Genomic DNA, 20,873 nt, shown 5'->3' with positions numbered 1-20,873 from the left:
AAATGCGGTATATACCCAGCCTGAATGAGTTTGAATATACGTAAAGTCACCCACCCATAGTTGGTTTGGATGATCAGCATTAAAATTACGTTTCACTAAATCATCTGCCCGTTTTTGGTCATCTCGGTTACGGGTGGTTTGTTTATTCTTACCACGCCAAACACCTTGTATACCTAACTTTTGCATCAATCGAGCAACTGTACAACGTGCAATCACATAGCCTTCACGTTTCAGTTGTTGCCAGACCTTACGCACACCATACCGACCTGAACTTTCTTTCCAAATTCGCTTAATCTCCTCAGCATGCTGCAAGTCATGTAAATCTCGTTTCGCTCGATGTTCTGGATTTACTGTGAGATCTAAAGTCCGGTAATAGGTTGAAGCAGCGATCGGTAAAATCCTACAAATCGCCTCAACACCATATCGATCTTTATTGTTAAGGATAAAATCCACCATTATTTGTGTGGGCGGTCGAGCTCCGCCTGGGCGAAAAAAGCGGCTGCTTTACGTAGAATTTCATTGGCGCGTTGCAGTTCTTTATTTTCACGTTCGAGTTGTTTAATACGTTCTTGATCTGAAAGCTGCTGTACTTTAACTGGATTTAGTTTATCTAAATATTTTTGATACCAAACACGTAGTGTTTCAGGAGTACAACCTATCTTGGGAGCAATAGCGGTGATCGCAGCCCAAGTAGAAGGATAATCTTTTTCAGATTCAATCAATAATTGAACCGCTCTTTCTCTGATTTCAGGGGTATATTTTAATTTTGTCATCGGGGTAGTCTCTCAGAATATTGACTCTCCGACAAACCCGGTACGGTTCAACTGTACTTGTCCACGTAGTTTGCCTTTAATCGGGAAAGTCCAGTCAAACTGTACAGCGCCATGTGAAGCATCGCCTGTTCGTAGTGAATGACGTAACATTAAGGAAAAATCATTGTCTTTCCAACGATAAAAACCTGTAATGTCACCTCGCCCTATATAGTTTTCAATATCGGGGTTGTTATCATCGGTCGCATCTTCAGGCAAACGATACCAAGGGCGAATCATCACTGCAAAATTGCCACGCTCTAATCCAAAGTTCAGCATGACGCGATTCCAGCTTCGTGAAAATTGATCTGCCTGACCATTGGACTGATGATTCAACGTAATACCAAATAAACGCCCATCTAATCCCAACAAGTTGTAATTGGTTCTAAACATTAAACTTGCTTCAGGCTCATAATTGGTTTCACGAAATGGTCGTGAATTGTCTTCGTTATACACTTGCCAACGCGAAGACTGGGTATAGCCTAACCACAAGTCACCATTATTCCCAAAGATGTTTTCCCATGCTCTGGTTTTTAATGACAACTGGAACTTCGCTTCTGTCGAATTTAAATCCTGACGTTTTTTTACAGTATTGAGTTGATTTGGACTGCTTGGAAGTTCATTTCGGTCACTTGTCCAAAACACAGGCAGTACATATACAGGTTTATATCCACGAATATTCCATGTACCGAGTTTGCTCTTTTCCGATAATTCCCAACGACTATCTAACAATGAGTCTTGTGTATTGAGTGGCTGACGCGCATCGTGCGAATAAATAAAGTGCAAAGACTGTGACAATTTATCTTTTAAACTGCCTTGCTTGGCGCTACTGGCATCAGTCGCAGCCTGAGCAGCAACTGCCAAATTGGCTGTTGCTGCTGTCTGTGAAGTAGCCATCGCAGGCGCATTGTCCTGCATTGTTTTGGGCTTAAAGTAACTGTCATAACAGGCTAGGCGATCTGGATCACCAATAATTCCTGCACATGCCTGACCGCTATTTGGATGAAAGCTTTCTGTGGTCTTTTCATCAGCAAAGCTTAAAGAACAACATAATAAACTGCCGCCAAGCACTGGAATAAATCGCAGTACTTGGGATTTACGTTCAAAAGGTTTGAACGGCATAGATTGAATCTCCAGCAAATTAATTCACTTGTTTAATTTCAAAACCCAGTTGCTCTAGCTGTTCACGTTTTGCAAATGGTGCTACAACAGCCTTAGTCACTTTTTGATTTAGCAAATATTGCGCCACAACACGTTTTAAATCGTCCAAAGTGACTGCCAAAATACGTGCACGCAACTCAGTTCTAAATGCTGGCGAACGCTGATGCAACAGAGCATAACATGCACTAATCGCTTCACCTGCTGGAGAACCTGGTTTGTCCATACTCGCGACTAAACCAAGAATCGCTTCTTCAAGTTGATGTGGCTGCTGAGGTGCTGTCATGAGCCAATTTAAACTGGCTTCAAAGTCTTGGAAAGTTTCAGTTAAGCGAGGGTCACGGTAACTATAGAAACGGAACGCACAGGCGTTGCCATCGTAGCTTGCACCACCACCATACGCACCACCTTTTTCACGAATCGCGCTATGCAAAAATCCGTTACGCAAATACCCTGCCAAGACCATAAACACCGCAGCATCTGGATGTGATACTTCAACTGCCTGATAAGCCGATGAACAGAACTGAACATTACTTTGAATTAACCAAGCTTGGTCTTGCGCTGAGTTTTCACGCACGACTTGCTGAAGCTCAATTGGCTGATGTTCAACTTCAACCTTGTTCCACACGTCTTGTACATGCTCAACCAGTCGTTGGCTATGCATATCTTCACAAACAAGCAGGAACTGTTTTGGCGCTTGTAATAACAATTGGTGAATATTTTTAAGCTCTTGGATGAATACCACATAGGCTTGTTCATCTTTTTGAATTCGCTCAATCAACTCAGCCAACCAATTCAGCGCACCTAAACCTGTATTAAAATAATCACGCTCAGCCAAGGCACTCATATGACGCGATGCGATTTGCATGGCATAGCTATGCCCTGAACCTGACAAACGTGACTGCCAACGTGTTTTACGCTGTTGCAATAATTCTAAAATACGGTCTTTTTCATCGAAACGCAGTTTTTCAAATGCCAGTTTCAACAAGCCAATCGCATCGAGGCGATCCGCCAAAGATTTTGTGGTTAAGGTTAAAAATGCACTGATTTTATTTTTATCGTTCAAGCCACTACGTAACGATGCACCCATACCCAAGCCACCGCTTACCGCAGTTTGTACATGCTGCAAAGCTAAATAGTCATATTCACCCGCACCAACTTCACCAACCAAAATCGACAGCAAGTTGAAATACGGCGACTGCACTACAGCGTCTGGGATTTCAACAATCACTTGTTGATAGTACAGGCCATTTGTTCCAGCATGATACAAATGTAATGGCATGTCATCATTATTGCTAATAATCTCACGTAGCTCGCCTTGTACAATCTGAATTTCCGCAGGAATATCTTCTAAACCAACTTTAGGTAATAACTCCAAATTATCAGGTGTTTCCTGACGTTTATTAAGTGCTTCAGTATTGGCAATAATTTCAGCACGGTCAGCATCTGTTAAATTCGCCTCAATCTGATCTAAACGTGCCTGTTCTTGTTGCTGTTCTTCTGCTGATTTATTCGCATCTGGAACAAGCGTTAACTGCACGCGATGAGGGTTATCCAACAAATAAGTCTGAATCAGGTTCGACAACCACATCGGGTCTTTGAGTTCTTCTTTGACCGATTCAATTGCAGCATCGACATCCCAAACATCCACTGGGTCACTGTGGTGAATCGCGCTGCTTAAACCATTTAAAATCAGACTTAAACCATACGGCGTTCCATCTCCACCGACTTCACGTTGATGTAGTTCAATCTGATGTAGAATCGAATCAACCACTTCAGAATCAGCAGGTTGAGATGCAACCTCTTGTAGAACTTTCAATACACCATTTTTAAAGGTTTCTGCATGTTCAGGCTCTGAACCTTGAACTGCACAGTAGAAAGTCATTTCAAAATTGCTGTCATCTACACCCATAAATGGGCCAGTCGAATCGGCATAACCACAGGTTTCTAAATAATGACGTAATGGTGAAGCTGAGTTTTCGAGTAAAATGCCTTCAACCAAACGCATACCTAAACGCAGTTTGATGTCGCTGGCTTGTGGCAACAACCACGCCAACACATGATAGGTTTTGTCTTTAAGATCTTCTGCATCCACCGCATAAGTTTCAGTCACTTCAATCGGTGCTGCTAGGCGTTGCTCAGGCGTTGAATGTAAAGTTTTACCTGCTTTGAATTTATGCAATGCTTGAGTTTGAATTTGCTCTTGCAACTCATATGCGGTTTGATTACCAAAAGTCATAAATACCGCATTACTTGGATGATAATGCGTTTGATAAAACTCACGCAGTTCAGCATAAGTTAAATCTGGAATGTCTTTTGGGTCACCACCCGAATTGTAGTGATAGGTTGTGGTCGGAAATAAATGATGCGCCAATTGATGATACAACTGATCTGAAGGTGAGCTCATCGCCCCTTTCATTTCGTTAAATACCACACCTTTAAATACAGGTTTGCCTTGCTCATCTAGCTCAACACGAATCCCTTCTTGAGCAAAATCAAGCGGATTGAGATTCGCAGCAAATGCAGCATCCAAATAAACTGAAAGCAAGTTTTGAAAGTCTTTCTTGTTTTGTGTTGCAAATGGATAGGCTGTCCAGTCTGCTGAGGTAAATGCGTTCATGAACGTATTTAATGAACGGCGAATCATTAAAAAGAATGGGTCACGTACAGGAAAACGCTCTGAGCCACACAACACCGTATGCTCTAAAATATGCGCTTCACCTTTTGAATCCATAGGTTGGGTACGAAAAGCAACGAGAAATACATTTTCATCATTTTCACTTGCAAGATGATAATGCACAGCACCCGTTACTTTGTGTTTATATTCATAAACATCAATGTCTAAAGCCTCAACATGATGCTGACGTAACAGCTGAAACGCAGGATGAATAGTTTGAGTAATGGTTTCAGTGACATCTACAGTCATGTGCTCTCCTAAATAAAAATCATCTTCAATCATATTTTGTTATTATGCGATAGATATTGTCGCTTTTCATATAAAAACTTGAGTATTTTGGTTTTTATGCTGCAAGCGCAGATCAAATTTACAACGAAAATAATCCCTTTAATCCATGTAAAAATACAAAGTGTAGATGACAATGAAAAAATCTTACCTATTCGCAATCTCTTGTCTGATTTCAAGCAGCTTATATGCAAGTCCGAACTGTGATCGGCTAGCCAAAATTGCTGATGATAATGGTGCAAACTACGGCACAAAATATAGTTATACCGTCAAAGGGCCTAAAGGTTATCGCAGCTACTTTCATACTGCTCCTTCTGAGCAATGCAAAATGAAGAATGTCTTTATTATTCCTAAAGATTCTGTGATTGCTTACCAAGAATTTAAAAATGAGAATGAGCTTTGGCTGTATGTCATGTATATCAGTAATAATGGTGTTGATACGGAGGGCTGGGTGAAAGCAAAAGATTTTAAAGTTTCAGGACGAATCAGTCCAAATTAAGAGCAAACACATTTTCAACAGGGTATTGATTATACGAGGAATGATCGAAAAAACTTAGGCTATTTTAGATCATTCTTTCATTCATTTATCTTGCATATTCATCATCAAATTCCGAATAAAAACCTGAATTTTATTCATCTTATCTACTGTAATGTTTAGGTTTAGTGTAAAATGTTCAGCCTTAAAAACTTGCAATGAGCCCACACACATGTCAAAAATTGCCCTTTTTGCACTTGGTAATGCCCTAATTGACCAAGAATTTCAGGTTTCCGATGATTTCTTAGCTACACAAAACTTGCAAAAAGGCACCATGCAATTGACCGATGGTGATACTCAAGCAGCGCTGTATCAAAACCTACAAGCCTCTCAAGTTTATAAAGGTCAAGCAAGTGGTGGTTCTGCAGCCAATACAACAGTTGCATTTAGTGCTTTGGGTGGTCGTGCATTTTATGGTTGCCGCGTAGGTAACGATGAACTTGGTCAACTATACTTAGATGGCTTAAACGATGCAGGTATTTTCACTGCTCAGCAGTCAATCAGTGAAGGTGTTACTGGTACGTGTATGGTACTGATTACGCCAGATACCGAACGTACTATGCATACTTACTTGGGAATTACTGCTGAGCTTTCTGTCAATCAAATTGACTATAGCGCTTTACAAAACGCTGAATGGCTGTATATCGAAGGTTATTTATCGACTAGCGATACAGCTCGCCAAGCTGTTGCTCAAGCACGCAAAATTGCCAAAGAAAATGGCGTCAAAATTGCATTGTCTTTGTCTGATCCAGCCATGGTGCAATATGCACGTGCGGGCTTAACAGAATTATTGGCTGATGGTGTTGATTTGCTGTTCTGTAATGAGCAAGAAGCATTGATGTTCACCGAAACAGCCGATATCGATGCAGCACTGGCAGTTTTGCTAAAAAACAACCAAAATGTCGTGATTACTTTGGGTGCAAAAGGTGCATTGGTTGCAAGCCAAAACGAACAAATTCAAGTTGAAGGTCGTCCAGTAAAAGCAGTGGATACCAATGGTGCAGGTGATGCCTTTGCAGGTGCATTCCTTTACGCGATTCATCAAGGCTCAAGCCTAGAACAAGCCGCAGAACTTGCTGTGTTAATTTCAAGTGAAGTGGTTGCTCAATTTGGCCCACGTCTTGCGATTGAAAAATATGCTAGACTACAGCAAAACATTGAAATGGATCTTGCATAATGACTCAAAAAATTTGTATGACTGAAGATGTTCCTGAGCGTGAAGCCCGTGCTTTCGATACCCCTGAAGGTAGCACGATTTTTATTACGCAACGTGATGGAATGTTTTATGCATATAAAAATTTGTGTCCGCATTTGCAAGTTGAACTGGAATTTTTAGAAAACCAGTTCTTAGACCAAGATCAGGAATATATTCAATGTTCAACGCATGGCGCTTTATTTAACGTCGAAACAGGTGAATGTATCTCTGGTCCATGTCTAGGTGAATCGCTACAAAAAATAGCGATTCAAGTCCATTCTGATGGCGGTATTTACTTATCTTGAGATGTTCATGATGAGTCTACATACTTTCTTGACCAGTGCTGAACTCATGCCATTTCACGCTAGTGTAATGGCATTGGTGATTTTAAGTCTGGTCGAAACTGTCGGGTTTTACTTAGGTGGACGACCATTTGCCTCACTCAAGCATTTGATTCCGCATATGATTAAAACACCATTGTTAGAAATAAAGTTTTCTAAAATCCTGATTGTGGTTTTTTTTCTGATTAATTTCAGTTTTGCGGGTTATTTTCTGCAATTATTCTTTTTTGCTTATCAAAATACCTTTGCTCCTGTGGTTTATTTACTCCTCCCCACACTCGTGATTGCCCTGTTCTTTACCGTATTTATGATCCACTGCCTTGATCAGGTGATTCGCCCACAATTTGAACGCAAACAAAAAAGCTTGATTGGTCGCTTAGCCACGATTTGCAATGGTAATGCCCGCCCTGAAAGTACCGCACAGGCTCGGGTACGAGATGAATATGGTCAGTTACATTATGTGCAGGTACGCTCTGAATTTGGTGAAATTGAAATGCATTCGCAAATTATTCTCATTCGAATGCGTGAATCTTATTACATCGCGAAGAAGATTGTCGAATCCAACCATTTATTTGACGATGGTATGTTTAACTCAGACGATACCTAAGTACGATCTGATTTAACTTGTCGAAATCTCATTAGAGTCATACAATCCAGCATCTTTTTTTTGGGCGCTTGTCGCTATTTTCCTAAAAGACAAGATGCAAGGTAATCTCATGAAAAAACAACTTGGAAAGCTCACCTTTAAACTTTCAGGTTGGACTTATCATATTCAAGATGGCATTCTTGAAGATAAGCAAGTTTTAATTGGCTTTGAACATACTTCCATCATGGATGGCATATTGTCTTGGTCACTTTTTCAAATTTTAGGCATTAAAATTCACACACTCGTCAAGAAAGAGTTGTTTAAAGGCCCGCTTTCTCCTGTGCTCAAAGCATTTGGTGCAATTCCTGTAGATCGCAAAGCGAAACAAGACCTTGTTCAGCAAATGGTTCAAGAGTTCCAAAACCACCAAAAATTTAATCTGGTGATTGCCCCAGAAGGAACTCGTGCTAAAAATGGTGAACCTCGCCGACCCATTCGTACAGGGTTTTGGCATATTGCTAAAGCGGCCAATGTCCCAATCGTGCTGATGTACGCCAATGCCAAGACCAAACAAGGCGGGATTATTGGGAAGATTTATCCGAATGACTTTGACCAAGATATGAAGCAAATTCAAGAAATGTATTTGCGTCTAACTGGTCTAGATATCGTCATTCCTCCAGCAAAAAGCCTATAGAATGTCGGGTTTTAGGAAATCACTATTTTTCATAAAATAGCGTTGTGGTAGAATCTCAGCATTTTGATATGGCATAGACCAATCTTTAAGGAGCATATTTGCATGGCGGGTCATTCCAAGTGGGCTAATACTAAGCATCGTAAAGCAAAACAAGATGCGAGCCGCGCTAAAGTATTCACAAAATTTATTCGTGAAATCGTTACAGCTGCCCGTTTAGGCGGTGGTGATGTTGCGTCTAACCCTCGTTTACGTGCTGTCGTTGAGAAAGCATTAGTCGCAAATATGACGCGTGATACGATCAACCGTGCAATTCAGCGCGGTGTTGGTGGTGAAGAAAATGCTGATTTAAAAGAAGTGACTTATGAAGGTTATGGCGTTGGCGGTGTTGCTGTTATTGTTGAAACCATGACAGATAACTTAAACCGCACAGTACCCGATGTTCGCCATTGTTTCTCTAAAACAGATGGTAACTTAGGGACTGCGGGTTCAGTGGCGTATATGTTTACTAAACGCGGTGAAATTACGTTTGAAGATGTGTCTTTAGAAGACAAAATCATGGACGTGGCTTTAGAAGCTGGCGCTGAAGATATTGAAGTGTCAGAAGATGAAATTTTAGTCATCACCACACCAGAAACTTTTGGTGACATTCAAGATGCGCTAGCAGCAGCAGGTTTAAAATCTGACAATGCTGAAGTGGTTATGAACCCTTCAACAAAAGCTTTAATTTCTGACATCGATCAAGCGAAAAAAATCGTAAAAATGATTGATATGTTTGAAGATTTAGATGACGTTCAAAACGTTTATACCAACGTTGAATTTTCTGATGATGTCCTTGAACAATTAGATGCCTAATTGCTAAGTTGAAGACACCTAAAACGAGATTTAAGCATTTAAATCTCGTTTTTTTATATGTAGGCTATCCATAATAAAGCTTAAGAAAACCAAAAAACTATAAAATAAATACTGATTTTCAATATCTTAAAAAAATACTTCAACTAAGTAGGTCTTCATCTAGCCTCTTTAAACTATTTTTATTCACAGGAAATGAGAATATTTAGATGCTCAGCAAAGTCCCTCAGGTTACATTAATCTTTTGGATTATTAAAATCACAGCAACAACCCTTGGTGAAACTGCGGGTGATGCTCTTTCGATGTCACTCAATCTAGGCTACATCATTAGTAGTGGCATTTTCCTCGTGCTTTTTGCCATTTTTGTCAGTTTACAAATTAAAGCCAAACAATATCATCCTTATTTGTACTGGCTCACCATTATCACCACCACCACACTAGGCACCACAATTGCAGACTTCGTCGACCGCTCCTTAGGTTTGGGTTATTTTGGTGGCAGCCTAATTCTGCTTTCCTTATTGTTGAGTTCTCTGGCAGTTTGGTATTACAGTGAGCACACGCTTTCCGTTGAGAATATTCAAACTGCTAAATCTGAAATTTTCTATTGGGTGACCATTATGTTTTCTCAAACATTGGGCACTGCTTTAGGCGATTGGGTTGCAGATACACAAGGCTTAGGCTATTTGTATTCAGCAATTATTTTTGGCAGTATTTTATTCATATTGACCCTTTGCTACTTCTGGACAAAAATTTCACATACTTTCTTGTTTTGGAGTGCCTTTATTCTCACTCGCCCACTCGGTGCAGTTTTAGGCGATTTCCTCGACAAACCCATCACTCATGGTGGATTAGATTTAAGCCGTTTTGGTGCATCTTTCACTTTGATTGCTGTGATTTTTGTACTGATTGCAATCTCAAAACGCCAATCCAAAGCACAATCTTAATGCCAAATTATTCATAATATAGGAGATCAAGCAATCTTGATCTCCTATTCTTATATAGCAAACAGTACTCCAGAAAAAATCAAAAAGCATATCCCTGAAAGATAATGAATATGTCGTGTATATTGCTGTAATTTTTTTAAATATCGCGGATGTGTGAGCAATTCTACTAAACCCCGATTCCAAATCGTCACCACGGCAACCATCCACACACAAAGTCCCAATGTACTGAGTAAATAACGCTGTTCTGCAAGCAAAACCATTAGACTGGTATAAAACATCCAGTTTTTAGGATTAAGTAAACTCGATTGCAGCCCTAATCCCAATAAATAATATCCGCTGATGTCTTGAGATTTTGAATTTGGAGATGATGTTAGTTCAAGGGGTTGATTTGCATAGCGTATGCACAAATATGCCAAATACAGCAAATATGCTGCGCCTACATAACGTAAACCCATAAAAACCTGAGCATTCAATTGACCCAACTGACTGAGTGCAAGCATCAACCCCAATAAAATCAGAGCATTTCCCAAGGTAATTCCCCATGCAACTTTATAAGCTGCCTGACGTGAATAGCGCAGCAAGGTTGTAAATAACAGGAAAAAATCTGGGCCAGGAGAAAGCAAAGCCAAAAAATGAGTCACCGCAATTGCAATAAAAAACTTCATATCACACTCTAAAAATAAGGTGATAGCCGCTTAGAAAATTGTGATTTCTGTTTATTGTAAAAAAGTGCGGGAAAAGCCGTGCTGATATTGTCTTGGGGTAACGCCTGTATGTGCTTTAAAGACCTTATGAAAATGACTTTGATCAGCAAACCCTAAATCTGTCGCCAAGTAGCTAATTGGCACACCTTGCTTAAGATACTGACGTGCCTGATGGATTTTAAGATTCAATTGATACACATGTGGCGTTAAACCCAAGTGCGCTTTAAACAAACGAATCACCACATAACGGCTGACTCCAATCCTTTCTGCAAGCTGTTGCAAAGATAAAAAACCTTGTGCTTGCTGGCAAAATTCCATCAATATTTTTAAATGCTTTTGAAAATAAGTCTGTTGCGGCAATTGCTGCCAATCAAAATAAGGAAATAAGAGCTGCGTTAAGCCCTCAATTAAGGCATGTTCTTTTTCAACAATCAGCATGTTTGAGTCAAAGAGTATCTGATTCATTCGACAAAAAGCGTCATAACGTGCCTTGTCATTCAGCACGAAAGGTCTCAATTGTGGTATTACAATGCTTTCAAGCAACGAAGTATGTGCTTCTATTGAGAGTTGCTCTAACCAAGATGCATCGATATGCAACATCTGGTAACTCCAGTGCTGTTCTGGCAAAGGATTGCAGGAATGCTCAATATGTGCAGGAATGACGACTAGACTCCCCTGTCGGATACAAACTTCATCTGTGAAGGCACTATAAAAGCGGCTTTTCCCTGCATCAACAGCACCAATAGATAAAGTTGGATGGCTATGCGCTTTATAGCAGATACGGCTTTGGCATGCCCGCCGTGTTTCTACATAGGGCATGCGAGGGTCAGACCAGAACTCAAGCGAGTTCGGTAACTGCAAGGGCTTGTTCAATATCCTGCTCTAGACTTTCTGGTTTGGTGGTTGGCGCATAACGATTCAGAATTTCACCATTTCGACCAACAAGAAACTTAGTAAAGTTCCATTTAATGCTCTGACTGCCAAGCACACCTTTGGCTTCGCGTGTCAATAGTCTAAAAATTGCATGTGCTTCAGGGCCTTTCACATCAATTTTGGCAAACATTGGGAAGCTCACCCCATAATTGCGCTGACAGAAAGCTCCAATTTCATCATTGCTCGCAGGGTCTTGCCCACCAAACTGGTTACAAGGAAAACCTAAAACGACAAAACCTTGATCTTGATATTTTTTATAGAGTTTTTCCAAACCAGCAAATTGAGGTGTAAAACCACATTTACTGGCAGTATTGACCACCAATAAGACTTTACCTTCATAATCAGCCATAGACTGAGTGCGCCCATCAAGGCGCTCTGCTTCGAGTTGATAGATCTTTGTCATGGATAAGTTTCCTCATCGCTTTTTTCTTGTGTTTCAAGTTCTAAAGACGCCGAGTTTACACAGTAACGTAAACCCGTTGGTTGAGGGCCATCTTCAAAAACATGACCTAAGTGTGCATCGCAGTGATGACACACGATCTCAACTCGCGACATACCGTGGCTCAAATCATCGTGTTCTTCTATTGCACTATTATTAATTGGTTTATAAAAACTTGGCCAACCACAACCACTGTCAAATTTTGATTCTGACGTAAATAGTGGCTCACCACAGCAGCGACACACATAAGTTCCTGACTGTTTGGTATTCCAGTATTTTCCTGTAAATGGGGCTTCTGTCCCTTTCTGACGGGTAATTCGATATTCTTCTGGCGATAACTCTCTTTGCCATTCTCTCGGTGATTTATTGAGTTTTCCCATGATTCTATCCCTGTCTATTTTGCTGTTTAAAATAGGATAATCTTATATTTACGTCATTCAACTTAAAATTTCTAGTCTTAAATTCACAAATTACAAAACACGTATAATTCATAAAAAGCAAAAAGAAAGCAAATTAAAAATTCGAAGTAAGCATTTTTATTAATTAAACGCTTTTTTGTGAGCAACTTTAGTGGTACTCTTACAGCCATTCTTGCTTAGGATTAAAAAATGTCGCAAAAAAAGAGCGTTATTTTTAAAAATCTGCTGCCTGTGATCAAACAGTATCAGCAGGCAGGATTTACGCATGAAAAAATTGTTAGCTTACTTCGAGATCAACATCATCTTGACCTAGTAACAACTGAAACATTTAAAAGTTATTTATATCGTTATGCAAAAGTGAACTCCACTCCTTCCGAGACCATCAAAATGACGAACACGATTCAAACCCCACGCGAAATTAAAAAGTCATCAAAACTTGAGCATGTTTGCTATGACATTCGTGGACCCGTGTTACGAGCGGCCAATGAGATGGAAGAACAAGGGCATAAGATTATCAAGCTCAATATTGGCAACCCTGCCCCGTTTGGCTTTGAAGCGCCTCAAGAAATTATTAATGATGTTGCGTTAAATTTGCCGAATGCGATTGGCTATACCGACTCGCGCGGCATTTTCCCTGCACGTAAAGCGATTTGCCAGTATTACCAACAAAAAGGCATTCTCAACATGCACGTCAATGATGTGTATGTCGGTAATGGTGTATCTGAACTGATTGTCATGGCAATGCAAGGTTTGCTTGACGACGGCGATGAAATGCTGGTTCCAATGCCTGACTACCCGCTTTGGACAGCCGCAGTGAACTTATCAGGCGGTACAGCAATTCACTATAAATGTGATGAAGAAAATAGCTGGTATCCAGATATTGCGGATATGGAAAGCAAAATCACGGCAAATACCCGCGGGATTGTCGTAATTAACCCAAACAACCCAACAGGTTCGGTGTATCCACGTCATATTTTGCAGCAGATCTTGGCTTTAGCTAAAAAATATGACCTGATTTTATTTGCTGATGAAATTTACGACAAAATCGTTTATGACGGTATTGAACATGTTGCCTTGGCATCGCTTGCAGGTAATCAACTGTGTATTTCTTTTAACGGCTTGTCTAAAGCCTATCGTATTGCAGGTTTCCGTGCAGGCTGGATGGTCATTACAGGTGATAAATCACGTGCAACCGACTATATTGAAGGTCTAGATATGTTGGCTTCAATGCGTCTTTGCGCCAACCATCAAGCACAATATGCGATTCAAACAGCACTTGGCGGTTATCAATCGATTAATGACCTGATTCGTCCACATGGTCGTCTGTATGAACAGCGTAATATTGCATGGCAAATGCTGAATGAAATTCCGGGGGTGAGCTGTGTTAAACCTGAAGGTGCGATGTACTGCTTCCCTCGTCTAGACCCAACAGTCTATCCAATTCAAGATGATGAAAAGTTGATGCTTGAGCTGTTACGTGCTGAAAAAGTACTACTGGTACAAGGAACAGGTTTTAACTGGCCAACACCAGACCATTTCCGTGTCGTTTTCTTACCAGCAGAAAATGAACTTCGTGAAGCAATTCGTCGTATTGGGCGCTTCTTGGCAACATTACGTTAAGCTTTATTTCCTTTGATGTAAAAAAGCAGTCTTTTTTTATAAAGACTGCTTTAAATTCGTCTAATAAATAAAATAAATTTCAACTCTCGCTTCAGTCAGCATTTAGAAGGAATTTAGGACTTAATTCCATCAAGTAGACTGAACTGATCAAAGAAAGCTTTCAATCACCCCTGTATTTCAAATGATTAAACCTAATGGATAGCGGTTTTCATGAATCAAAAGAAATAGATTCCAAAGTCTGCGACTTCAGGATCTTTTTGATCAAAACTGCATAGATTTTCCACAAAGAAAAATTACAGGCTTAAATTGTAGAAATAGCATGTTAAAATAGCCGTTGCTTTCGCGAAGGACGTTTTTATGCAGCAGTTTGTACATCTTGGTATTCATACAGAATTTTCGATTACCGAATCAATTGTTCGTATACCTGATCTGATTAAAACTGCGGTAAAACAAGACATGCCTGCCTTGGCATTGACAGATTTATCGAATCTGCATGCAGCAGTCAAGTTCTATAAATCCTGTCTAGGCAAAGGCATTAAGCCAATTTTAGGCAGCACGATTCGCCTGAACGATGCCGAGCATAAAGCCACCTTGCTTGCAATTGACAATCACGGCTGGCGTAGCATTACTGAACTGGTTTCTCAAGGTTATATCGAAGGACAACAACTCGATATTCCTTGTGTCAAAAAAGAATGGATACTCAATCAGCACGAAGGCATTATTGTCCTGCTAGGCTTACATAGCGATGTTGGTCAACTGCTCTGCTCATCCAATCCGCAAAAAGCCGAACCGCTCTTTCAAGAATGGCATGAAAAATTTGGCAATCGGGTTTACTTTGCACTGACGCGTACTAACCGCCCGAACGAAGAAGATTTTATTAATGAAGCGATTAAACTGGCGGCCAAATATCAGGTCGGTGTTGTCGCTCACAATGACGTGCACTTTATTACTGAAGAAGATTTTGAAGCACACGAAGCGCGGGTATGTATTGCCGATGGTTATGTGTTAGCCGATGATCGCCGTCCGCGTTTTTATAGCACAGAGCAGTACTTTAAAACTGCCGAGCAAATGATTGAACTGTTTGCTGACATTCCAAGCGCAATTGAGAATACCGTTCAGATTGCCAAACGCTGTAATGTCAGCTTACGTTTAGGCAAATACTTCTTGCCTGACTACCCAATTCCTGATGGCTTCACCATCGACAGTTATTTTGAACATTTGTCTAAAGAAGGCTTAGAAGAACGTTTAGAACAGCTTTACCCAAGTGCCAAACGTGGTGAAGACTGGCCTGAAATTCGCAAACCTTATGATGAACGTATCCGCTATGAAGTTGATATTATTCTCAAAATGGGTTTTCCAGGTTACTTCCTAATCGTCATGGACTTCATTCAGTGGTCGAAAAATAATGGCGTTCCCGTTGGCCCAGGACGGGGTTCAGGTGCAGGCTCACTAGTGGCATTTAGTCTGAAAATTACCGACCTTGACCCACTGCGTTACGATTTGCTTTTCGAACGTTTCTTGAACCCTGAACGTGTTTCGATGCCCGACTTTGACGTCGACTTCTGTATTGCAGGGCGTGACCGCGTCATCGACTACGTGGCTCGCCATTATGGACGTGATGCGGTATCGCAAATTGCTACCTTTGGTACGATGGCGGCTAAAGGTGCGATTCGTGACGTGGCGCGTGTTTTAGGAAAATCGTATGGTCTTGCTGACCGTATTTCCAAAATGGTGCCGACCAAACCCCTCGGTGTGGACTTAGCTACTGCGATTGAAATGGAACCACAACTCAAAGATATGGTGACCAATCCATCGAACCCTGACTATGACGATGCCTCAGAAATCTGGGAAATGGCACTCAAACTCGAAGGGATTACCCGAAATACAGGTAAACATGCGGGGGGTGTAGTCATTGCACCGACCAAAATTACCGACTTCTCTGCGGTACTTTGTGATGCCGATGGCACGAACCGCGTCGCCCAGTACGATAAAGATGACGTGGAATCTGCAGGTCTGGTCAAATTCGACTTCTTGGGTTTACGTAACCTGACCGTCATTGAAGATGCAGTACAGAACATTAACAAGCGTCGTGCTGCTGACGACCAGTTGCTGATTTCACATGTGGCTTTAGACGATCCAAAAGCCTACGAGATCTTTGCTGAAGCCAATACCACAGCGGTGTTCCAGTTTGAATCCGTCGGCATGAAGCGCATGCTGAAAGAAGCACGCCCAAGCAAATTTGAAGAAATTATTGCCTTTGTATCCTTATATCGCCCAGGACCAATGGATCTGATTCCTGACTTTATTCACCGTATGCACGGCGGCGAGTTTGAGTATTTACATCCACTGTTAGAAGGTGTGCTCGAACCAACTTACGGCATTATGGTATATCAGGAACAGGTGATGCAGGCAGCGCAGTACTGCGCAGGCTATACGCTCGGTGGTGCAGACTTGCTCCGCCGTGCAATGGGTAAAAAGAAACCTGAGGAAATGGTCAAACAGCGCCAAATCTTCATTGAAGGTGCAGCCAAAAAAGAGATTGATGAAGCCACAGCCAACCATATCTTCGACTATATGGAAAAGTTCGCAGGCTACGGTTTTAACAAATCACATGCCGCAGCCTATGCATTGGTTGCTTACCACACTGCATGGCTCAAAGCCCATTACCCTGCTGAATTCTTGGCAGCGGTGATGTCATCGGAAATGCAGAACACGGACAACGTCGTATTCTTGATTGATGACTGCCGTACCAATGGTCTTGAAGTGTTACCGCCATCGGTGAATATGTCGCTGTATCATTTCCATGCCAGTGCTGAACGCACCATTGTTTATGGTCTAGGGGCAATTAAAGGTGTGGGTGAGCAAGCCATGCAATCGGTGATTGATTCACGCGAAAAAGATGGCCCTTATCAGGATTTATTCGATTTCTGTCACCGCATTGACCTGAAAAAAATCAATAAACGTACCCTTGAAGCACTGATTCGTGCGGGTGCACTGGATTGTCTAGGCATTGAACGTTCGAGTCTGATGGCTCAGCTTCCTGAAGCAGTACAAGCGGCTGAACAGGCTCGTCAAAACCGTGAAACAGGCATTATGGATTTGTTTGGTGAAGTTGAAGAAGTTCAACGTAAACCTGCAAAACCCGTCAAGCCGTGGTCAGACGAAGTTCGCCTCAAAGGTGAAAAAGATACACTTGGTTTGTACCTAACAGGTCACCCGATAGATGTCTATCGCCCTGAGTTAAAAGCCTTTATTCCAAGTAAAATCAGTGAACTTAGCCCAACTCGCCGTGGTCAAACCACCGTGTTTGCAGGTTTAGTGATGGATGTTGCCAACTTCCCGAACCGCATGATGGTCACACTCGATGACGGGACTGCGCGTATTGAAGTCAGTTGTAACCATGAACGCTTCCAACGCTTTAAAGAAGTCATTCAAAATGAGCGTGTGGTGATCATTGAAGGTGAAATTTATGAGCGTGAAGGCTTTGAACGCCCAATGGCGCGTTTAACTAAAGCCTTTGATTTGAACGAAGTTCGTCAAAAACGTGCACAAAATATTCAAATCAAGCTCGATGAGCACAGCTTTAGCCCAAGCTTATCAACAGATTTACAGCAATTATTGCAACCGTTTAAGCAATTGCCAGACTATCAACACATTCCTGTAGTACTCAAACTCGATTTTAGCTATGCACAGGCAGAACTGCATTTCGCTGATCACTGGAAAATTGCACCAACCGATGATGCACTGCGTAAACTGCGGGATTATTTTGGGAAAGATGCCCTCTATGTGGAATACCACGTCAAGTCTAAGGCAGCAAAAGCCATTAGCCTTGAAGAAGCTCAAGTGGTGAATGTCCCACCACCACCTGCCGACATGAGCATGGATGAAGCTCTTGATTTATATCAAGCTGAAGTCAATCAATATTCGTAAGATCTTGGAATAACTATGAAAACTTTTGATAATGCGATGGTGTCATCGCATTTAAACCATGTGCGTATTGTCATGGTCAACACCACTTTACCTGCCAATATTGGTAGCGCTTTACGTGCCATGAAGACCATGGGCTTAAGTAAACTGGTTCTGGTTGCACCAAAGACCTATCCTCATCCTGATATCGATGCTTTAGCCGCGGGTGCAACCGATCTGATTGAACAGATTGAAATTGTTGAAACACTTGAAGATGCGATTGCTGACTGTCATTTGGTGTTTGGCACCAGTGCGCGCAGTCGTACCATTCCTTGGCCATTGCTAGATGTTCGTCCTGCCAGTGAAAAAGCATTACAGGCTGTTGTTCATCAGCGGCAAGAAGTTGCGATTATTTTCGGACGTGAAGATCGTGGTTTGACCAATGAAGAACTCGCACTGGCAAATTTCCACGTCACCATTCCTGTCAATACTGAATATGGCGTGTTAAATGTGGCTCAAGCCATTCAAATTATCTGTTATGAACTGCGTATGGCAACACTCGCCTACGAACAACAAGATAATCCTGATGAACAAAGCATGCCTGTCAATAATCAGATTGATATGCACTGGGATGAGCCATTGGTGACGCAGCAACAGATGCAACAATTTTATCCACACTTAGAAAAAATGCTTGAAGAAATTGAGTTTTTAGATCTAAATAATCCAAGGCTGCTTCCTTTACGCTTGCGCCGCTTATTCGGCAGAATTCAACTGGATCGTATGGAATACAACTTGTTACGTGGAATTTTTACCCGTGTACAAGCACTCAGCCAAGGCAAATGGAAAAAATCAACAGATAAGGAGGATCAACCCCATGTTTAAGCAGCTCAAAGAAGATATAAATGCTGTTTTTGCTCGAGATCCAGCTGCACGTAACACCTTAGAAGTCCTGACCACTTACCCCGGGATTCATGCCTTGATTATGCACCGCATGGCACATGAACTCTGGAAGAAAAACTGTAAAGGCAGTGCGCGTGCTTTATCCTCTTTTAGCCGTTTTGTGACAGGGATTGAGATTCATCCAGGGGCAAAAATTGGTCGCCGTTTTTTTATTGATCACGGTATGGGTGTGGTGATTGGTGAAACTGCTGAAATTGGTGATGATGTCACGCTGTATCATGGGGTTACGCTCGGCGGTACAACATGGAATAAAGGCAAACGTCACCCAACCCTTGAAGATGGCGTGATTATTGGGGCTGGCGCAAAAATTTTAGGGCCATTCACTGTGCATAAAAATGCCAAAGTCGGTTCAAACGCAGTGGTCACCAAAGAAGTGCCTGAAGGTGTCACGGCTGTTGGCAACCCTGCCCGTTATATCTATAAAGATAAAGACAAGAATGTTGAAGAAGCACGTCGTCGTGACTATGCACAGCAAATTGGCTTTCAACCTTATGCAGCATCTCAAGACCAGACCGACCCAATTTTGGAAGGTATCCGTGTGTTAATGGATCGCATGCAAAGCAATGAGCAGCGCATGAATACCCTTTGCCAACGCCTGTCACTGCTTGATCCGACATTTAAAAAGCAACAAACTGAACAGCAACCGTACAGTGCTGAAGAGTTAAAAATCATTGAAGAAGTGCGCCGTGAATGTGAGTCACAAACTCGACAGTCACAGACTTAAACCCAAGAAATAGCATACTGTTACATGCTTGCGCTTGTATGCTGTTTTGGTTTTTTTTAGACTGCTGACACATGTTTACCTCAATTAGATTGGAATACCAAGATGAGATTAAAACCTATAGCAACCATGTTGATGACCGCAACATTTCTCTCAGCATGTAGTTCCGTTGCTGTAAAAAATAATAATTCTCACAACAATGACCCGATTGTGTTTAATGAACCCGATGTTAGCCCTGCGTTTTATGCATTAAATCCATTTAACTACACTGCGCCTCCAGCCTTTGAAGTCGACCTCAAACAAGCTGCGGCAGCGCCTGTCACTAAAATGATTGCGACGAGCCATACCGACCCAAGTAAAACAGCAACTTTTGATACAAACCGCCTTATTGTACCGACACTCAATAGCAAACAGGCGAGCATGAAATATGTGCCATTAGCAGGTCAAGATGAACTCGATGTCACTCAGATTGATGATTTTTTGCAATTGGTTGAAGGTAAAGCCCGCCACTACCCACCTCAATTTACAGATCGTAATGAACGTCGTGGTTTTGAATCTAAATTACGAGAAATTAGCGTTCAACTAGATACCCTCGCCGCTAATGACAATGCCTCTTACGATGTGCTCATTCGTGCATTTAAAGTCAGTGTAATGGCGCGTAACCTCGACTTGGGAACTCAATTCACCACTAAATCACTCAAATATGCACAACGCTTATTAAAAATGAGTCCAAATGATCCAACGACAAACTTCTGGTTTGGCTTCTCGCTGTCTGAAGGGGGTGGTCAACGTGAAGCGATTCCTTATTTAGATAAAGCCATGAAAGCAAACGTACAAGAAGCTTATCTATCTGCTGTAAATAACTATTTATTCCTTGAGCAGCGTAAAAATGCGCTAACCACACTCAACAACTACAAAGTCAAATATCCTGAAGAAACTCAGGTTGTTGATCGTTTAACGATGGAAATCCAAAAACAAGGTCGCACCAATGTTTGGGAAAACCTTACTGCAATGAAGCAAGGTCGCTACTAAAACTGAGATGATTTAAAAAAGGCGACTAAAATAGTCGCCTTTTTAATATTTTTTACATTGAAAAAT

General features: G+C 41.5%; 17 protein-coding genes, 2 pseudogenes and 1 other annotated feature. Of the genes and pseudogenes, 12 read left to right on the top strand and 7 right to left on the bottom strand.

What is annotated here, in order from left to right; translation table 11 throughout:
* From GBN19_RS09070 to GBN19_RS09060, 3 genes and pseudogenes are all read right to left on the bottom strand, one after another.
* Nucleotides 1-773 (bottom strand): annotated as a pseudogene (locus tag GBN19_RS09070) (IS3 family transposase); the annotation flags it as partial.
* Nucleotides 382-498: a sequence feature (AL1L pseudoknot), on the bottom strand. (Overlaps the previous pseudogene by 117 nt.)
* A 48-nt stretch (nucleotides 774-821) precedes the next feature.
* Nucleotides 822-1,931: pseudogene (locus GBN19_RS09065) on the bottom strand (phospholipase A); the annotation flags it as partial.
* Between the two features lie 19 nt (nucleotides 1,932-1,950).
* The gene (locus GBN19_RS09060; RefSeq protein WP_151777908.1) at nucleotides 1,951-4,893 is read right to left on the bottom strand and encodes an insulinase family protein; all 2,943 of its coding nucleotides are present in this window, start codon (nucleotides 4,891-4,893) and stop codon (nucleotides 1,951-1,953) included.
* A 172-nt stretch (nucleotides 4,894-5,065) separates the two neighbouring features.
* On the opposite strand from GBN19_RS09060, the gene GBN19_RS09055 reads away from it, so the two are divergent.
* The 7 genes from GBN19_RS09055 (at nucleotide 5,066) to GBN19_RS09025 (ending at nucleotide 10,073) form a co-directional block, all read left to right on the top strand.
* Nucleotides 5,066-5,428 carry a hypothetical protein gene (locus GBN19_RS09055; protein WP_151710342.1) on the top strand — a complete coding sequence of 121 codons (363 nt, stop codon included), beginning with the start codon at nucleotides 5,066-5,068 and terminating at the stop codon, nucleotides 5,426-5,428.
* 208 nt (nucleotides 5,429-5,636) lie between these two features.
* Nucleotides 5,637-6,641 (top strand): adenosine kinase, encoded by a 1,005-nt coding sequence (locus GBN19_RS09050; protein ID WP_151777907.1) that lies wholly within the window; start codon nucleotides 5,637-5,639, stop codon nucleotides 6,639-6,641.
* A 17-nt stretch (nucleotides 6,642-6,658) separates the two neighbouring features.
* A complete protein-coding gene (locus GBN19_RS09045; RefSeq protein ID WP_171494466.1) occupies nucleotides 6,659-6,964 on the top strand; it encodes a Rieske (2Fe-2S) protein in 306 nt (101 codons plus the stop codon).
* A 7-nt stretch (nucleotides 6,965-6,971) separates the two neighbouring features.
* Nucleotides 6,972-7,607 (top strand): OB-fold-containig protein, encoded by a 636-nt coding sequence (locus GBN19_RS09040; protein ID WP_151710345.1) that lies wholly within the window; start codon nucleotides 6,972-6,974, stop codon nucleotides 7,605-7,607.
* 109 nt (nucleotides 7,608-7,716) lie between these two features.
* A complete protein-coding gene (locus GBN19_RS09035; RefSeq protein WP_151777905.1) occupies nucleotides 7,717-8,280 on the top strand; it encodes a 1-acyl-sn-glycerol-3-phosphate acyltransferase in 564 nt (187 codons plus the stop codon).
* Between the two features lie 102 nt (nucleotides 8,281-8,382).
* Nucleotides 8,383-9,132 (top strand): YebC/PmpR family DNA-binding transcriptional regulator, encoded by a 750-nt coding sequence (locus GBN19_RS09030; RefSeq protein ID WP_151777904.1) that lies wholly within the window; start codon nucleotides 8,383-8,385, stop codon nucleotides 9,130-9,132.
* A gap of 206 nt (nucleotides 9,133-9,338) precedes the next feature.
* Nucleotides 9,339-10,073, top strand: coding sequence for a COG4705 family protein (locus GBN19_RS09025; protein ID WP_151777903.1), 735 nt, complete (start codon nucleotides 9,339-9,341; stop codon nucleotides 10,071-10,073).
* A gap of 50 nt (nucleotides 10,074-10,123) precedes the next feature.
* On the opposite strand, the gene GBN19_RS09020 is transcribed toward GBN19_RS09025, so the two are convergent.
* The 4 genes from GBN19_RS09020 to msrB are packed head-to-tail and all read right to left on the bottom strand — an operon-like array spanning nucleotide 10,124 to nucleotide 12,529.
* Entirely contained in the window at nucleotides 10,124-10,738 is a 615-nt protein-coding gene (locus tag GBN19_RS09020) for a LysE family translocator (protein ID WP_151710349.1), read from the bottom strand.
* A 51-nt stretch (nucleotides 10,739-10,789) separates the two neighbouring features.
* A complete protein-coding gene (locus GBN19_RS09015; protein ID WP_171494465.1) occupies nucleotides 10,790-11,596 on the bottom strand; it encodes a helix-turn-helix transcriptional regulator in 807 nt (268 codons plus the stop codon).
* Nucleotides 11,597-11,615: 19 nt separating this feature from the next.
* Nucleotides 11,616-12,113, bottom strand: a complete 498-nt coding sequence (locus tag GBN19_RS09010; protein ID WP_151777902.1) for a glutathione peroxidase — start codon at nucleotides 12,111-12,113, stop codon at nucleotides 11,616-11,618.
* Nucleotides 12,110-12,529 carry a peptide-methionine (R)-S-oxide reductase MsrB gene (gene msrB / locus GBN19_RS09005; RefSeq protein WP_151777901.1) on the bottom strand — a complete coding sequence of 140 codons (420 nt, stop codon included), beginning with the start codon at nucleotides 12,527-12,529 and terminating at the stop codon, nucleotides 12,110-12,112. Before msrB ends, GBN19_RS09010 begins: the two co-directional genes overlap by 4 nt.
* 228 nt (nucleotides 12,530-12,757) lie before the next feature.
* On the opposite strand from msrB, the gene GBN19_RS09000 reads away from it, so the two are divergent.
* The 5 genes from GBN19_RS09000 to GBN19_RS08980 all read left to right on the top strand — a co-directional run bounded on the left by GBN19_RS09000 (nucleotide 12,758) and on the right by GBN19_RS08980 (nucleotide 20,807).
* Complete coding sequence (locus GBN19_RS09000) at nucleotides 12,758-14,188, top strand: pyridoxal phosphate-dependent aminotransferase (protein ID WP_151777900.1); 1,431 nt, start codon at nucleotides 12,758-12,760, stop codon at nucleotides 14,186-14,188.
* Nucleotides 14,189-14,545: 357 nt separating this feature from the next.
* On the top strand, nucleotides 14,546-18,118 hold the full coding sequence (gene dnaE, locus GBN19_RS08995) for a DNA polymerase III subunit alpha (RefSeq protein WP_151777899.1): 3,573 nt from the start codon (nucleotides 14,546-14,548) through the stop codon (nucleotides 18,116-18,118).
* Between the two features lie 15 nt (nucleotides 18,119-18,133).
* Nucleotides 18,134-18,976 carry an RNA methyltransferase gene (locus GBN19_RS08990; RefSeq protein WP_151710354.1) on the top strand — a complete coding sequence of 281 codons (843 nt, stop codon included), beginning with the start codon at nucleotides 18,134-18,136 and terminating at the stop codon, nucleotides 18,974-18,976.
* A complete protein-coding gene (gene cysE / locus GBN19_RS08985) occupies nucleotides 18,969-19,778 on the top strand; it encodes a serine O-acetyltransferase (RefSeq protein WP_151777898.1) in 810 nt (269 codons plus the stop codon). The genes GBN19_RS08990 and cysE overlap by 8 nt, the downstream gene beginning before the upstream one ends.
* Before the next feature lie 102 nt (nucleotides 19,779-19,880).
* Complete coding sequence (locus GBN19_RS08980) at nucleotides 19,881-20,807, top strand: ABUW_2363 family tetratricopeptide repeat lipoprotein (RefSeq protein WP_151777897.1); 927 nt, start codon at nucleotides 19,881-19,883, stop codon at nucleotides 20,805-20,807.
* The last annotated feature ends 66 nt before the right edge of the window (nucleotides 20,808-20,873 follow it).

The sequence above is a fragment of the Acinetobacter brisouii genome, assembly GCF_008993995.1.
Classification (GTDB): Bacteria; Pseudomonadota; Gammaproteobacteria; order Pseudomonadales; family Moraxellaceae; genus Acinetobacter; species Acinetobacter brisouii_A.
This window is presented reverse-complemented; position numbering and strand designations above follow the sequence as displayed.